Consider the following 16,281-nt stretch of genomic DNA (forward strand, 5'->3'; position numbering starts at 1 on the left):
AGGGCACCAAGGGCGACAAGCGGCGGAACCGATGCCGGAAGCCGGGCGCGGGGGTGCAGTCAGCGGGTGCAGTCATGTGACGGATACCGCGCGCGCCGGAGCCGCTTCTACGGTTCGGGGACAACCCGCGATTCCGTAAAGGCACCACATGGAAACCATCGAGCTGGGCAATGTCACCGTCACCCGTGTCCGGGAATACTTCGGCCCCGTCGACATGACGCCGGACACCTTTTTCCCCGACGCCCCGGAGGGCGTGTGGGAGGCCAATTCCCCATGGCTGACGCCGCACTTTCTGGACGCATCGACGCATGGCGTCAATTCCGCGATCCAGACCTGGGTGCTGCGCAGTGAAGGGAAGACGATCCTCGTCGACACGGGCGTGGGCAATCACAAGGAGCGGCCGTACTCGCCGGTCTGGAGCCGTCTCGACACCGGCTTCCTGGCCGGTCTCGCGCGGGCCGGTGTCACGCCGGAGGACGTGGACATCGTGATCAACACGCATCTCCATGTCGACCACGTCGGCTGGAACACGTATCTGGACGGGCGGAACTGGGTTCCCACCTTTCCCCGTGCCACCTATCTGATGCCGAAGGACGATTTCACCTTCTGGAACCCGGCCAACGGCCATCAGCCATTGCTCGGCCGCGGAAATCAGAATGTCTTCGAGGACAGCGTGGCCCCCGTGCACGAAGCCGGCCTGACGCTGCTGTGGGAGGGCAGTCACCGGATCGACGCGAATTTGCGTCTGGACGCGGCGCCCGGGCACACCCCCGGCTCCTCCGTGCTGACCCTCGCGTCCGGCAGGGACCGCGCAGTGTTCGTCGGCGACCTGCTGCACAGTCCGGTGCAGATCCTCGAACCGGACGCCAACAGCTGCTTCTGCGAGGACCCCGCGGGCGCCCGCGCCACCCGGCGCAAGGTGTTGGGGGAGGCGGCCGACACCAACTCGCTCGTGATTCCCGCGCATCTGGGCGGCCACGGCGCCGCGGAGGTGGTGCGCGACGGGAGCGCGTTCGCCATCAAGGGCTGGGCCCCGTTCACCCCGTACACCGAGCAGGGCTGAAGCAGACAGAGCGCAGTCGGAAATGAACAAACAGAAGAGAAAAAGCGGAACAGAACAGCCGGAGAGAGCAACCGGAGAGAGCAGACAGAAAGACATGCCGGTGAACCACCACCCCGCCCCCATCGTCACCACCACGCAAGGCGCTGTCCGCGGTCTCCGCCAGGACGGCACCGCCGTCTTCCTGAACATCCCCTACGCCGCCCCTCCCCTCGGCGCCGCCCGGTTCGCGCCGCCGCGGCCGCACGCGCCCTGGGACGGCGTACGGGACGCCACCGCACCGGGCCCCAACGCGCCGCAGTCCGAGCGGAACCTCGGTGACCTGGACATGTCGCCCTACTTCGGCGAAGGCTGGAGCCGCGGGGAGGACTACCTCACCGTCAACGTCTGGACGCCGGCGGACGGGGGCGGCGGCCTGCCCGTCATGGTGTTCGTCCACGGCGGCGGGTTCGTCGCCGGATCGACGCGGTCCGCGCTGTACGACGGCTCCGGCTTCGCCCGCGACGGCGTCGTCCTCGTCACCCTGAACTACCGGCTCGGCGTCGCGGGATTCCTCGACCTCCCCGGAGCGCCCGCCAACCGCGGCCTGCTCGATGTCGTCGCCGCGCTGCGCTGGGTACGGGAGAACATCACCGCGTTCGGCGGCGACCCGGACCGCGTCACCCTCTTCGGCCAGTCGGCCGGGGCGACCATCGTCGGCGGCGTGCTCGCCGCCCCGGAGGCCGCGGGCCTCTTCCGCCGGGCGATCGTGCAGAGCGGCAACGGCCTGGGGGCCTTCACGGCCGAGCAGGCCGCCCGCGTGACCCGGGCGGCGGCCGCGGCCCTGGGCGTCGAGCCGCACGCCGACGCCTTCGCGGACATCGGCGACGAGCGCCTGGTCGAGGCCGCGGCCCGGCTCGCGGGCATCGACCTGCGGACCGCGACGCACCGCGACCCGCTGCTCGGGCTGAGCCCGTTCGGCCTGGTCCTCGACACGCAGCCCGCCGTGTCCGTAGCCGCCGGTTCGGGTCGCGGCGTCGACCTGCTCGTCGGCACCAACGCCGAGGAGGGCAACCTCTACCTGTCACCGGTGGGCCGGTACTCCACCTCGACCGCCGCGGACGTCGAGGCGGTGGCGGCCCGCTCGCACCCGGACCCGGTGCGGCTCGTCGAGACGTACCGGGAGGCACGTCCCGGGGCGGCTCCCGGCGCGTTGCGGTCCGCCGTCATGAGCGACGCGCTGTTCGGCGCGGGCAGCTGGGCCCTGCTCTCCGCACATGCCGCTCACCCGGAGTCCGCCACCTTCGGTTACGGGTTCGCGTGGCGCTCCCGCGCGCTGGACGGAACGCTCGGCGCCGCGCACGCCGTGGAGCTCCCCTTCGTCTTCGACCGCGTGGACCTCCCCCGGCTGCACGGGCCCGGCCGCCTGCTGGGCCCCGACGCGCCCCCTGCGGAGCTCGCCGCCCGGATGCACGGGAGCTGGGTCCGGTTCGCCGCGACCGGCAGCCCCGGCTGGGCCCCGTACGACAACGAGCGGCGGACCACGATGCGCATCGACGCCGAGTGGGCCGAGGCCGACGACCCCCGCGGCCCGGAACGACGGGCCTGGACCTGACCCGGAGCCCCACACTCCCCCTACTCCTCCTCCTACCTCCCCCCACCAAATTCGCACAAAGAACCGAACCCTCCGCATCGCGCGCATCACGGCAAAACCCCAGGCAGAGGCAGGTGCACCGGCACCGCGACCAGGTCGTCGCGGGCCGGTGCCCTCGCGCACCGGGACCGGTGCGACGAGAATGTGCCCTTGAGCGCACCGCCCGCACCCGATTAGGTGGAGGGCGGCAATTCCGCCGTCGGACGGCAGCCCGCCGTCCCGATCCGAGGGAGTTGGAGCCCATGCCTGCACGGCCGTCGGTCACGGAGGCGGAGCTGGAGGCCCACCTGCGTGGCATCTGCTTCAAGACCGGACCACCCCGCCGCATAGGCGTCGAGATAGAATGGCTCGTCCACGACGCCCGCAACCCCCGATGTCCTGTCGACCCCGTACGACACCGCGAAGCGGCCACCGCACTGCGTGCCCTCCCCCTGCGGTCGGCCCTCACCTTCGAACCCGGCGGACAGCTGGAGCTCAGCTCGCTGCCCGCCACATCCCTTACCGCGTGCATCGAGGCCGTCTCGGCCGACCTGTCCCTGGTCCGTCCTGCCATGCGCGAGATGGGCCTCGGCATGGCGGGGCACGGCCACAATCCCTGGCACCCCCCGCAGCGGGTACTCACCGAGCCCCGCTACAACGCCATGGAGGCGTACTTCGACCGCTGGGGCAGTGCGGGCCGGTCCATGATGTGCGGCACCGCCTCCGTGCAGGTCTGCTTGGACGCCGGGCAGGAGGAGCCAGGCCCCCTGGGGGTCGGCCGCCGCTGGCGGCTGGCCCACCTGCTGGGTGCGGTGCTGGTCGCCGCCTTCGCCAACTCGCCCGTCAGCGAGGGCTGCCCGACCGGCTACCGCTCCACCCGGCAGGTGGTGTGGTCCCAGATGGACCCGGCCCGCACCCTCGCCCCGCCGGACGGCCCGGACCCGCGTGCCGCCTGGGCCGGTTACGTCCTGGACGCGCCCGTCATGTGCCTCCGCAACGACGACGGGCCGTGGGACGCTCCCGAGGGGCTGACGTTCCGCGACTGGGTCCGTACGGGTACGCCGCGCCCGCCGACCGAGGAGGACCTCGACTACCACGTCAGCACGCTCTTCCCGCCCGTACGGCCGCGCGGGCACCTGGAGCTGCGCATGATCGACGCGCAGCCGGGGGACGGCGGCTGGATCGTGCCGCTGGCCGTCACGGCCGCGCTCTTCGACGACCCGGAGGCCGCCGAGAGCGTGTACCGCGTGGTCAAACCCCTGGCCGAGACGGCCGGCTCGCGGCCGGCGCCGCGCAACCCGCTGTGGCGGCACGCCACCCGCAACGCGCTGACCGACCCGGAGCTGGCGGCCGCCGCGCTGGCCTGCTTCACCATCGCGCAGGAGGCGCTGCCGCGGCTGGGCGCCCCGGCCGAGGTGCGCCACGCGGTCGCCCGGTTCGCCGAACGCTATGTGGCACAGGGCCGCTGCCCGGCGGACGACCTGCTGGACGGGGCGTACGCGGAGGAGTCCGCGCCGGCCCCGGCACCACCCGGTGGTCCGGCGGACGCCGCGTACGAAAACGAGCTCACCCTGGGGAAGGACAGCCCGTGACCCACGCTCCCGAGTCCCACGATCCGGAGTCGCTCCGGGAACGCGCGGCGCGCGCCCTGCTCGACGCGCGCGACCGCACCCGCCTGCTGACCACCTGCGTCGACGACCGCGACCTCACCGCCCAGCACTCCCCCTTGATGTCGCCGCTGGTCTGGGACCTGGCGCACATCGGCAACCAGGAGGAGCAGTGGCTGCTGCGCGCGGTCGGCAGGCGGGACGCGCTGCGCCCCGACATCGACTCCGTGTACGACGCTTTCGAGCACCCGCGTGCCGAGCGCCCGTCCCTGCCCCTGCTGCCGCCCGCCGAGGCACACGGCTACGTGGCGGACGTACGGAGCCGGGTGCTGGACGTGCTGGACAGCAGTCCGCTGCGGGGCGGGCCGCTGCTCGACGCCGGCTTCGCCTTCGGCATGATCGCGCAGCACGAGCAGCAGCACGACGAGACCATGCTCATCACCCACCAGCTGCGCCGCGGCCCGGCCGTCCTCACGGCCCCCGAGCCGCCGGTGACCTCGGACGGCATCCTGCCCACCGAGGTCCACGTACCCGGCGGCCCGTTCACGATGGGCACCTCCACCGAACCGTGGGCGCTGGACAACGAACGGCCCGCACACCGCCGTCTGCTGCCGTCCTTCCTCATCGACACCACCCCGGTGAGCAACGGCGCGTACCTCGGCTTCATCGAGGACGGCGGATACGACGAACCGCGCTGGTGGTCCGCCGAGGGCTGGGACCACGTACGCGAACACCGCCTGCACGCGCCGCTGTTCTGGCGCCACGAGGGCGGCCAGTGGCTGCGGCGCCGCTTCGGCGTCACCGAGCCGGTGCCGCGGGACGAACCGGTCCTGCACGTCAGCTGGTACGAGGCCGACGCGTACGCGCGGTGGGCGGGGCGGCGGCTGCCCACGGAGGAGGAGTGGGAGAAGGCCGCGCGGCACGACCCGGTCAGCGGCCGGTCACGGCGCTACCCGTGGGGCGACGAGGACCCGGGCCCGTCGCACGCCAACCTGGGCCAGCGGCACCTTCGACCCGCCCCCGTCGGCAGCTATCCGGACGGCCAGTCACCGCTGGGCGTACGGCAGTTGATCGGCGATGTGTGGGAGTGGACGGCGAGCGGCTTCCTGCCGTACCCCGGCTTTTCCGCGTTCCCCTACCGCGAATACTCGGAGGTGTTCTTCGGCGGACCGTACAAGGTGCTGCGCGGCGGTTCGTTCGCCGTCGGCCCGGTGGCCTGCCGGGGCACCTTCCGCAACTGGGACCTGCCGGTGCGGCGCCAGATCTTCGCCGGTTTCCGCACCGCCCGCGACGCCGACACGGCGGGCCGCTGATGTGCCGCCACCTCGCCTACCTCGGCCCGGAGCTGCCGCTCGGCTCCTTGATCACCACACCGTCCCACGGCCTGTACCGCCAGTCGTGGCAGCCGCGCCACCAGAACCACGGCACGGTCAACGCGGACGGCTTCGGCGTCGGCTGGTACGCGCCCGGCGACGCGGTGCCCGCCCGGTACCGCAGGGGCGGGCCCATCTGGGCCGACCCCGGCATCCTGGATCTGTGCCGGGTGGTGCGTACCACGGCGCTGCTCGCCGCCGTCCGGGACGCCACCTTCGCCGGTGCGGACGCCGAGGCGGCCGCCGCGCCGTTCGCCGACGGGCCGTGGCTGTTCAGCCACAACGGCGCCGTGCCCGGCTGGCCCGGCTCGCTGGCCGACCTGGCCGCCGGGCTGCCACCGCACCGGCTCCTGTCCCTGGAGGCCCGCTGCGACTCGGCCTTCATCTGGGCGTTGGTGCACCACCGCCTCAGCGCCGGGATGGACCCCGCCGAGGCACTGGCGGACACCGTCACGGCGGTGTCCGCCGCCGCGCCCGGCGCCCGGCTGAACCTGCTGCTCACCGACGGCGCCACGATCGCCGCGACCACCTGGGGCGACTCCCTCTACTACCTCGCCGAACCCGGCCGGAGCACCACCGTCGCCTCCGAACCGTACGACGCCTCCCCCCACTGGACCGAGGTCCCCGCGTACACCCTGCTCGCGGCCACGCCCACCGACGTCCTACTCACCCCGCTCAAGGAGCCCGCCGCGTGAGTCCCCTCACCGTCACCCGCACCCTGCCCGCCGACGCCACCACGGCCGCGCTGCGCGCCGACGTGGCGCACGGACTGACCCGCACCCCCAAGCAGCTCCCGCCCAAGTGGTTCTACGACGCCCGCGGCAGCGAACTCTTCGACGAGATCACCACGCTGCCGGACTACTACCCGACCCGCGCCGAACGCGAGATCCTGATCAGCCGGTCCGCCGACATCGCCACGGCCACCGGCGCCCGCACCCTCGTCGAACTGGGCTCCGGCTCCTCCGACAAGACCCGCCACCTCATCGCGGCACTGACCGGCCTGCACACCTACGTCCCGGTCGACGTCAGCGAAACCGCCCTCACCGCCGCGGGCGAGGCGCTCCTCACCCTCCACCCGGACCTGACCGTCCACGCCCTGGTGGCCGACTTCCAGCAGGGCTTCGCGCTGCCCGGCACCCCGGGCCCCCGCCTGCTCGCCTTCCTGGGCGGCACCATAGGCAACCTCCTCCCCGAGGAACGCGCCGCGTTCCTCCGCTCCGTACGGGACCTCCTCGCCCCCGGCGACGCCCTCCTCCTCGGCACCGACCTCGTCAAACCCGAACCCACCCTCATCGCCGCCTACGACGACGCCCGCGGCGTCACCGCCGACTTCAACAAGAACGTCCTCAACGTCATCAACCGCGAACTGGGCGCCGACTTCGACCCGGCGGACTTCCACCACGTGGCCCTGTGGAACGCCGAGCGGGAGTGGATCGAGATGCGGCTGCGGGCCCGGAAGGAACTGACCGTGAAGATCCCGGCACTGGACCTGGCGGTGCCGTTCGCGGAGGGCGAGGAGATCAGGACGGAGATCTCGGCGAAGTTCCGGCAGGAAGGCGTGCGGGAGGAGCTGGGCGTCGCCGGGTTCGAGCTGAGCCGGTGGTGGACGGACGAGGCGGGGAGGTTCGCGCTGTCGTTGGCCGTACGGGCGTAACCGGCGGGAGTCACACCGCCGCTTCCTTGAGGAAGTCGAGGACGAGAGGGCTCGCGACGGTGCGGAACTCCTCGAAATAGGCGTGCCGGGCGCCCGGCAGCAGGAGCATGCGGGCGCCCGGGATGCGGTTGGCCAGCAGGGGCGCGTTGGCGGCGGGGTTGAGGAGGTCGTCGCTGCCGTGCAGGACCAGGGTGCGGGCCCGGATGCCGGGCAGTTCCTCCCACGCGTCGTGCCGGCGGCTGGCGGCCAGGTGCCTGCGCCGGGCGTGGGCAGGCATGGCAGGGTCCCCCATCGTCCGGTGGGGTCCTGGGTGGGTGGCGAGCCAGTCGGGCGTGTACATCAGCGCGGCCAGGGCGCGCTGCGCGGCGGCCGGGTCCGTGTCGGCCAGTGACCGGCTCACGTCGCCGCTCCGTTCGACGCCGTACCGGCCGCCGGGGGACGTACAGCCCAGCACCAGGGCGCGGACCCGTCCCGGGTGGTGGGCGGCCAGCTTCTGCGCCACCCGTCCGCCCATGGACGTGCCGTAGACATCAGCGCATCCGATATCCAGCGCGTCGAGCACCGCGATCACGTCTCCGGCGAACTGCCGTGTGCTGTAGGGCTCGTCGGGCGCGTCACTGTCGCCGGTCCCCCGGTAGTCGAGGGTCAGCGTGCTCCGCGCGGCGTGGAAGTCCCCCCGTACCCCGTCCCACCAGTGATGGCTGTTGGACTGACCGGCGAGCAGCACCAGCACCGGCCCCTCCCCGCGGAGCTGACAGGCGATACGGACCCCGTCCGAGGTCGTGACAAGCGGCACGGCCGGCTTCCTCACAAGTCGTTGTGCGTCTCGGTTCGCTTCCTTCGGAGCCGGTGACCGGACCCCGGCCGGACCGGCGCCTGTCGACGGTCGCCTGTACGGCCGGCGCCTGTGGACGGTCGCCTGTCCGGGTCGGCGCCTGTCGACGGTCGCCCGTACGGGGCCACGGGCTCTGCTCCCTCCCTACCTTCCGGCTCCGGCCCCCCGAAGCGCAGGTCGCTTCCTCGTCGATCTTGCACGGGTTCAGGACACGACGTGTTCCGGGTTGCGCACGGACCGGGCGGTAGCGGCTGAATGGTGTCATGACCGTTGGCGTGGGAGACGGATGTGCACTTTGGTTCACCGTGCTCGGGCCGGTCGGAGCCTGGCGCGACGGGGAGCGGCTGGACGCCGGCTCTCCGCAGCAGCGAGCCCTGCTCGCCGTACTGCTGCTCCGGGACGGGCAGATCGCGTCGGTGGCCGAACTCGTCGACGCGGTGTGGGGCGAGTTCCCGCCCGCGACCGCGGTGGCCGCGCTGCGGACGTACGCGTCCCGTCTGCGCAAGGCACTGGGCCCGGACGCGGACGTCCTGGTGAGCGACTCCGGTGGCTACGCGCTCCGGGCCGGTGACGGGAACATCGACCTGGGCATCGCCGAACAGCTCGCCGCCAAGGCCGAACAGGCCCACCGCTCCGGCCACGTCGACGGCGCCCGCGACCTGCTGAACCAGGCCCTGGACCTGTGGACCGGTGAGACGCTGGCCGACGTGCCCGGCCCGTACTTGGCGGCGCAGCGCACCCGTATCGAAGAGCGTCGCCTCGCCCTCCTGGAGAGCCGCCTCAACTTCGACCTGAAGACCGGGTGCCATGCGGAGGTGGTCGCGGAGCTGACCACGCTGACGGCGACGTACCCGCTGCGCGAACGGCTGCGGGAACTCCTGATGCTGGCGCTGTACCGCAGCGGCCGCCGGGCCGAGGCCCTGGCCGTCTACGCCGACACCAGCCGTCTGCTGGCGGAGGAACTCGGTGCCGATCCCAGCCGCGAACTCTCCGATCTGCACCAGCGCGTCCTGCGGGCGGATCCGGGTCTGGCCGTGCCGTCGAACGACCGTCGGGGGGAGCCGGACACCGAGATCAAACCCGCCCAGTTACCCGCCGACCTGCCCGATGTCACCGGGCATACGGCCGTCGTCAAGGAGCTAAGCGAACACCTCGCCGCAGCCGAAGGACGGGGCGGTGTGCTGTCGGGCGTGTCAGGTGCCGGCGGCGTCGGCAAGTCCACTCTCGTCGTGCACGTGGCGCACAGGGTCCGGCCGCGCTTCCCCGACGGCCAGCTGTACGTGGACCTGCAGGGAGCGGGGCCCAGCCCGGCCGAGCCCGAGGCCGTCCTCGGTACGTTCCTGAGGGCACTGGGCACCCCCGTCACGGCCCTGCCCCGCGGAGTGGCGGAACGCGCCGCGCTCTACCGCTCGGTGCTCGCGGGCCGTCGCATCCTGGTCCTGCTGGACAACGCCCGCGACGCCGCGCAGGTCAGACCCCTGTTGCCAGGCACACCGGGCTGTGCCGCGCTGGTCACCAGCCGCACCCGGATGACCGGGCTGGCTGCCGCTCAGCTGGTCGACCTGGACGTCATGCCGCCGCAGGACGCCCTGGCCCTCTTCACCCGTATCACGGGCGTGACGGGCAAGGCTGCCATGGACGTGGTGGCGGCCTGCGGGTTCCTGCCCCTGGCCATCCGCATCGCCGCCTCCCGGCTGGCCGCCCACCGCAGTTGGACCGTCACCGACCTGGCCCGCAAGCTCGCCGACGAACGACACCGGCTGCGCGAACTACAGACGGGCGACGTCGCCGTCACAGCCGCCTTCGAACTGAGCTACCGACAGCTCTCCGCCCCGCAGGCCCGCGCGTTCCGCCTGCTGGGCCTACCCGACGGCCCGAGCATCTCGCTCGACGCGGCGGCAGCGGTGCTCGGATCTAACACGACGGACAGCAGAGAACTGCTGGAATCCCTGGTCGACGCCTCCCTGTTGCAGTCCCCCGCCCCGGACCGCTACCGGTACCACGACCTTGTACGCCTGTACGCGCGGTCCTGCGCCGAACACGACGAGACCCCCGAGCAGCAGGACGCGGCCCGGTCGCGGCTGCTGGACTTCTACCTGGCGACAACCACCTGCATCTACGCGATCCAGCGGCCCGGCGACACCACAACCGACCACCTTCAGCCCACCCACTGGCCCGGACTGAGCTTCGACCGCCTCGAACCCGCACTTGAGTGGCTGTTCACCGAAGCCAGGGCCCTCCTGGCGTGCGCCGACGCCTCGGCACACAGCCCGCGGCTGCGCCGCGCCGCCGACCTCATGCTCGTCGCCAAGGACCTGGCCGAAACCGGCTCGGACACCCGGGAGTACGTACAGGTCAACGCCCGGCTCCTGACGGCAGCCGAAGAGGCGGACGACGCCCGGTCCGCGGGCCGACTGTGCTGTCCCATGGTGAACCTCCACATCCTGGCCGGACACCTTCACGAGGCGGAACGGACGGCCGAAGTCACCAGGGAGCATCTGCTGCGCTGTTCCGACCCGGTACTCGCTGCCCATGCCTACAACGACAGCGGCATCCTCGCGAGCATGCAGCACCGCTACGCCGACGCAGAGACCTACCTGCTCCGGGCACTCGATGCCTTTCGCAGCCACGGCAACCAGAACGGCACCGCGAGCGTGTTCGCCAACCTGTCGCGCGTCCACCTGGACACCGGACGCATCACCGACGCGGTGAGCCTGGCCGAACGGGCCCTGGCCGTCTACCGCGTCATCGGCGCGACGCTGCGGCTGGCCAACGGCAGATACAATCTGGCGCTGGCCCTGGCACAGGCCGACCGCGCGGACGACGCGCTGGCCGAGCTCGATCGGGCACTCACCGTCTTCCGCGACTACCGGCATCGCTTCTGGGAAGCGCTGACCTACTGGCGGATGGCAGAAATCCATCTCACCGCAGGACGGCCGACACGCGCGGCAGGCCTCGTCGAACAGGCCCTCGCCACCGCCCACGGCACGGGCAACAGCTGGGTCCGCGCCAACGCCCTCAGCACTCTGGGGCACGCCTTGCACCGCACCGACCACCCTGACCGCGCCCGTGCCTGCTGGCAGGAAGCGTTGGCGATCTACGAACAACTGGGTTCCCCGGAAGCCACCGACGTACGGGAACTGCTCGCCGAGTAGACGCGGCTCTCAGCGGTCGGCGACCAGCAATGTCTGGAGGATGCGGCCGCAGTCCCCCGCCGTGTCATCGAGCTGTCCGAGCGCCAGCCCCGAGCCGGCGGGGCTGGCGGCCGTGGACGCGCGGATGCAGAACCATTCGCCGACCGGCTCACGGTGCAATGCCAGCGTGATGTCGGTGTTGATGACGAGCTGCCGGAAATGATCGAGTTCGAAGCCGACCGCCCAGCTGCTGTCCGCCAGGGTGAGTGCGCGGGTCAGCGGCGTGTCCGGTTCCCCCGCCACCAGGGGGATGCGCTGACGCGCCCAGGCCGTTCCGGGACCGGGAGTGTCGAAACCGGCACCGGGCTCGAACCGCCACTCCATGGCGGCGATGTAGCCGTCCAGGTGCGCACCGGCCATCGTGTGCGGCGCCTGCGGCCCTGGCAGGGGCGGCGGTTCGGCTTCCGGCCGCAGCCGCGGGGTGTCGGCCGGTCCGGCGGCGATCCGCCATGCCCGTGCCAGCATCACCGTGTCGCCGCCCGAGGTCAGCTCACCCTCGACCAGCTCCGTGCGCCCACCGGACCGGATGGTACGCACCTGGACGTGCAGCTCCCCGACAGGTACCGGCCGCGGCAGTTCCACCGTGACACGCGCGACACGGAACCCCTCCCGGGCCTCATGGCCTTCCATCGCCCGGCCCAGCAACGCCGAGGGCGGCCCCGCGTGCTGGGCCTTGGCACTCCACGGCCCGGCCGTCGCGGAACTGCTCTCATAGCGCCCCCCGCCGAGGCTCCTGTAGAACGCCTGGTCCAGGTCCCCCGCTTCCGGCTCAGCCGGCCAAAGATCAGTCATGGATACTGCCTACTCCACACCTGCTGCCGGAGGCAACGTCTCATAGACCGCAGCCTCGGCCGCAGGCACAAACACAGACACAGGCACAGGCACAGCCGCTGAGGTCGAAGATGAGGGAGGAAAAGTGGGGGTAGATGTGGTTCTGATGCAGGTGGACCGGCCTGGCAGCAGTCCGAAGCGTCGCCGGTTGAACCAAGTGGCCGTAGCCGTGGACGCGTCCGAAGAATTCGCCGGCCTCTGCGCCGGGGAAAACGTTCCCATGCTCAGCAGGGCCGACCCCTACGGAACGCTGATCCTCACATCGGCAGAGATGGAACAATTCATCTCGGAGGTCGAATCGAGACAGGGCAGATCGGAGCTGCTCGGCGAAATCCTCCGCCTCGCGCGCACCTGTATGGCTGATCCCTCCATGGAGCTTCACCTTCAAGGTGATTGAGCGCCGAAAGGGCCGAGTCTGAGTCGAGGCGGAGGCCCCACCGGATGTGGTTCCGGTGGGACCCCCTCGGCCTATGGTGATTCCGTCGGCCGCGGCACCATCACCCACACCCCTTCGCAGGAATCATTTCCCCTGCTCGGCGGGGCGAGGATTGCCCCGCAGACGCTTCGGCGGGTGGGCCTGTGAGCGTTCGCCCGAGGGGCGGCACCAGGTTTCGCGGGCGCGCAGCGCGCCGAGCAGGCCGATCGCGCTGAAGGCTACGGGCAGGAGCAGGGCGACACGGTAACCGTGCAGGTGCGAGGCTCCCGCTGCCGTGCCGGAGAGCGTGAGGTCCACGATCCAGCCGAAGAGCGGCTGGATCACGGCCGAGGCCGCGAACACCCCGGTGTTGGCCACCGCGAGCACCGTGGCGGCGATGCCACCGGGGACCAGTTCCTTGAGCGTGGCGAAGGATACGGTCACCTGGGCCGCGGCCAGACCGACGAGCATGTAGAGCGTCAGGCCGGACCAGCCGGGGCGCCACGGCGCGAATGCCAGCAGGAGCCAGCCGGCCAGGGAGATCACCGAAGAGGCCAGGAGCAGCGGTTTCCGCCGGCCCAGCCGGTCGGATACCAGGCCGATGACCAAGGCCCCGACGCCGTACACGGCAAGGGCCAGCGTCGTGTAGACGGAGGCTTGCGCGTTGGATATGTGAAAGCCGTCGGTGAGCACCGGGACGCCCCACAGCCCGGAGAAGGCGTAGAAAGTTCCGTTGGTGCCGATGGTGCACCAGAACACGGGCCACACGTCTCGCCTTTTGACCGCCTCACAAAGGCCCGTACCGCTGCGGGAAGGACCGCCTGAAGGCGCCGGTGGCGGAAGGAACCCGGTCTGTCCCGGCCTGTTGCGTACAAACAGCACCACGCCTACCGCAAGCAGCAGGGAAATGGCAGCGGCGGCGCCGAATATCGTCCGCCAGGACACATGGTGGAGCAGAAGGGCCGACGGGCTGCCTGCCAGGACGCTGCCGACGTTCGCGAGGAGCATCGTCAGCCCGGTGATGGTTCCGTAGTGCTCCGGCGCGAACCACACCGCGTTGTTCTTCATGACGCCGACGAAGACCACCGACAATCCGAGGCCGGTCAGGACCGGGCCCATGGACGCCTGGAACAGGTCTTGTGCCGTGGCCTGAGCGAATGCACCGGCCGCGGTCACCAACGAACCCGCCGCCACACTCACGCGAGTGCCGTAGCGGTCCACCACCACACCTGCGGGTATCTGTGCGGCGGTGTAGACCCAGAAGTGCCACGACGCCAGGACACCGAGTTGCGCGGCCGATGTGCCCAGCGAGCTGCTGAGCGACTCGGCGAAGGTCGCCGGCGCGAAGCGGTAGAAGAATCCGGACAGGAAGCAGGCGGCCAGGACGCTGTATCCGCTCCAGCGCAACCAGCGGTGGCGGGGCTCAGCGGGCATCGAGAACCTGGTCCAGGATCCAGTTGTCGAGGCGGTGCACCACGTGTTCTTCGGGTACGTAGCAGCCCGGCGCCGATCCGCGTAGGCCCTTCTGCTGGTATTCGGTGATCCAGTCGTCTTCCTCCACCACCTGGTTCAGGCGCTTGTAGTACCTCTTGGAGACCTCGTCGAAGTCGTCACGCTCGATGGTCGAGGCAGGAAAGGAGTAGCCGACCCGGACCCTGGTGTGGGTCGCGGAGTCGGGAATCTTGTGGATCCACCACATGACGTCCTGGGCTGTGACGAGGAAGAAGCCGGGAAGCAGGATGGAGAAGTGCGCTCCCTTGGCGGCCGGGCCGGTCAGGCCCTGCGTGTGGGGAAAGCCGGATTGCCGCTCGCCCGGGTGCAACGCCGGTGTGTCCGGCGACTCGTGGTAAACGCCGATCCAGTTGCCTTCGGAGGCCGGAACGGTAACCGGCTGTTCGCCGATGGAGCCGCGGTGGATGTGCTTGGTGTGCAGCGTCTCCATATCCACCTCGACGTAGAGTTTCCAGTTGGATTCTAGGACGTATTCGCGCTGCTGGACGGCGACCATCTGCGCTGTCTGGTGGGGAGCCGCCACGGACGAGAGGTAGTTGCCGAGGTAGGCGTCCAAGGTGGGAGAGGTCGCCGGGTCTCCCAGGTGGACGAATATCAGACCTTCGCGGACGCCGGACGGCACCTTCAGCAGATCTTTGCCGAGGCCGGCCAATTCGTCCCTGCTGTAACCCTCCAGGCCGGGCGCGTGCTTGAGGACGCCCTCGATGCTGTACGTCCAGGAGTGGTACGGGCAGCGCAGCCCGCGGCAGGTGCCGGCCGCCTGTTCCTGTACCAGGGCTCCGCGATGGCGGCACGAATTGCGGAATACCCGCACCTGCCGGTCATCACCGCGTACGACCAGGAGGGGCTCGTCCAGCAGGCGCAGGGTGAAGAAGTCGCCGGGGTTCGGGACGGAAGTGGCGAGACCGGCGAAGTGCCAGGCCGGGCGGAACATGGTGTCCATCTCACGCTCGAACCACGCCTCATCGGTGTAGACCCAGTGCGGCAGCGTCTCGGCCTGTTCGCGGGGACGGCGCGTCGCAGTGTAGAGGGACGGTTCAAAAATGTCATCCGGTTTCCGCATTTCGATATCTGCCTTCCGTTTATCCATGCGAGACGGAAAGGCGCAGACTATTCAGGCTCGATACCGCGGGCAACGGAGATCATAAAGACACATAAACGGGGCAATTCCGTATCTGGATGGCCCCTCCGCACGCCGAGCGGCGCACCCTGTGTGAAAACTTAACAAGTCGCTTCCTTGCGCCACTCATCGGTACGCCGCAGCCCGCACACCACCGCCACGCCAAGGGCGCTCGCGACCGACGACGGACACCGCCGACGGCGCCTCGCGGGACCACGCGCCGGACCCGAAAGGGACAGCGATCAACAATCCGGACCCGGCGTCACCGTCCGACGCACTCCACGCCGACTGTCCTGAAAAGACCGCTCCGGGGCCAAAAAGGCGGCCCTCCGCGACCGGAACGCGCGCGCCGCTTCACCCCGCCCACACCGGCAGGCCGCCACGGCGTATGCACTGCATGCGTATGCACACGCCGTGTGCACCGCTGGATAACGGAAGGGCACACTAGCGGTCGCGGCGTGCCCTGACGCTGCCCCGCGCGGGTTTTCGGCCAGCGCGTAGACGTACGCGCACCCGAACTCGTCTGCTGTGGTGCACACTTCGGCGTTTCTCGCGCGGAAGACCGTACGGTATTCCATCGTTCGAGGGAATCAGAGCCGTTCGGTGGCTGATGGCGCCCCGCGTTGCGCAGCATCACGGCGTGAAGGGATCGCAACGTTTCCGCAGCCTCCAACCTGCGCTTTTGATACCGCTGTTGGTGGTCATCGCGGTGCTTCTCGCACCGCGCGCCGCACAGGCCCGGCCGCTCGCGGCTCCGGCCCGGCCCGCTGACGCCTGCGCGAGCGCCGGGGTGCACAAGCCGGTGCACAAGCCGACGGGCTGGCCGATGCCGCCGGGCTGGCACGTCTCCTGTCCCACCCCCACCCCGACGCCCACCAAACCACCCAAGCCCACACCCACCCCCACACCCACACCGTCACCCACCCCCACGCACACCCGTCCCCCAACTCCCCGCCCGACTCCCACCCCCACCCCCACTCCCACACCCACTCCCACCCCTACGCCGTCGCACCCGCGGCCCCGGCCGCCCGCTCCCGCCGTACCCGTGCCGACGCAGCCCCCGCCCCG

General features: G+C 70.9%; 12 protein-coding genes. 8 read left to right on the plus strand and 4 right to left on the minus strand.

Translation table 11 applies throughout. The features are described from left to right. The first annotated feature begins 148 nt into the window (after positions 1–148). The 6 genes from A6A06_RS34270 to egtD all read left to right on the plus strand — a co-directional run bounded on the left by A6A06_RS34270 (position 149) and on the right by egtD (position 7,306). Positions 149–1,063, plus strand: a complete 915-nt coding sequence (locus A6A06_RS34270) for an MBL fold metallo-hydrolase (protein WP_073766880.1) — start codon at positions 149–151, stop codon at positions 1,061–1,063. A gap of 100 nt (positions 1,064–1,163) precedes the next feature. Continuing rightward, positions 1,164–2,654 (plus strand): carboxylesterase/lipase family protein, encoded by a 1,491-nt coding sequence (locus tag A6A06_RS34275; protein ID WP_073767232.1) that lies wholly within the window; start codon positions 1,164–1,166, stop codon positions 2,652–2,654. Positions 2,655–2,935: 281 nt separating this feature from the next. Continuing rightward, entirely contained in the window at positions 2,936–4,264 is a 1,329-nt protein-coding gene (gene egtA / locus A6A06_RS34280; protein ID WP_073766882.1) for an ergothioneine biosynthesis glutamate--cysteine ligase EgtA, read from the plus strand. Next, the gene (gene egtB / locus A6A06_RS34285) at positions 4,261–5,592 is read left to right on the plus strand and encodes an ergothioneine biosynthesis protein EgtB (protein ID WP_073766884.1); all 1,332 of its coding nucleotides are present in this window, start codon (positions 4,261–4,263) and stop codon (positions 5,590–5,592) included. The genes egtA and egtB overlap by 4 nt, the downstream gene beginning before the upstream one ends. Next, on the plus strand, positions 5,592–6,347 hold the full coding sequence (gene egtC, locus A6A06_RS34290; RefSeq protein ID WP_073766886.1) for an ergothioneine biosynthesis protein EgtC: 756 nt from the start codon (positions 5,592–5,594) through the stop codon (positions 6,345–6,347). Before egtB ends, egtC begins: the two co-directional genes overlap by 1 nt. Continuing rightward, positions 6,344–7,306 (plus strand): L-histidine N(alpha)-methyltransferase, encoded by a 963-nt coding sequence (gene egtD, locus A6A06_RS34295; protein ID WP_073766888.1) that lies wholly within the window; start codon positions 6,344–6,346, stop codon positions 7,304–7,306. Before egtC ends, egtD begins: the two co-directional genes overlap by 4 nt. 10 nt (positions 7,307–7,316) lie before the next feature. On the opposite strand, the gene A6A06_RS34300 is transcribed toward egtD, so the two are convergent. Continuing rightward, positions 7,317–8,102, minus strand: a complete 786-nt coding sequence (locus tag A6A06_RS34300) for an alpha/beta fold hydrolase (RefSeq protein ID WP_073766890.1) — start codon at positions 8,100–8,102, stop codon at positions 7,317–7,319. 302 nt (positions 8,103–8,404) lie between these two features. Between A6A06_RS34300 and A6A06_RS34305 the strand changes: the two genes are divergently transcribed. Beyond that, on the plus strand, positions 8,405–11,296 hold the full coding sequence (locus tag A6A06_RS34305; protein ID WP_073766892.1) for an AfsR/SARP family transcriptional regulator: 2,892 nt from the start codon (positions 8,405–8,407) through the stop codon (positions 11,294–11,296). Between the two features lie 9 nt (positions 11,297–11,305). On the opposite strand, the gene A6A06_RS34310 is transcribed toward A6A06_RS34305, so the two are convergent. Next, entirely contained in the window at positions 11,306–12,127 is an 822-nt protein-coding gene (locus A6A06_RS34310; RefSeq protein ID WP_073766894.1) for a thioesterase family protein, read from the minus strand. A 124-nt stretch (positions 12,128–12,251) separates the two neighbouring features. Here A6A06_RS34310 and A6A06_RS34315 point away from each other — a divergent pair, with 124 nt between their 5' ends. Then, complete coding sequence (locus tag A6A06_RS34315; RefSeq protein WP_199931353.1) at positions 12,252–12,563, plus strand: hypothetical protein; 312 nt, start codon at positions 12,252–12,254, stop codon at positions 12,561–12,563. 123 nt (positions 12,564–12,686) lie between these two features. Here the strand turns inward: A6A06_RS34315 and A6A06_RS34320 are convergent, their stop codons facing one another. After that, complete coding sequence (locus tag A6A06_RS34320; RefSeq protein ID WP_073766898.1) at positions 12,687–14,015, minus strand: MFS transporter; 1,329 nt, start codon at positions 14,013–14,015, stop codon at positions 12,687–12,689. Then, complete coding sequence (locus tag A6A06_RS34325) at positions 14,005–15,156, minus strand: aromatic ring-hydroxylating oxygenase subunit alpha (protein WP_073766900.1); 1,152 nt, start codon at positions 15,154–15,156, stop codon at positions 14,005–14,007. The genes A6A06_RS34320 and A6A06_RS34325 overlap by 11 nt, the downstream gene beginning before the upstream one ends. Positions 15,157–16,281: the final 1,125 nt, after the last annotated feature.

It is taken from the genome of Streptomyces sp. CB02923 (assembly GCF_001905005.1).
Taxonomy (GTDB): domain Bacteria; phylum Actinomycetota; class Actinomycetes; order Streptomycetales; family Streptomycetaceae; genus Streptomyces.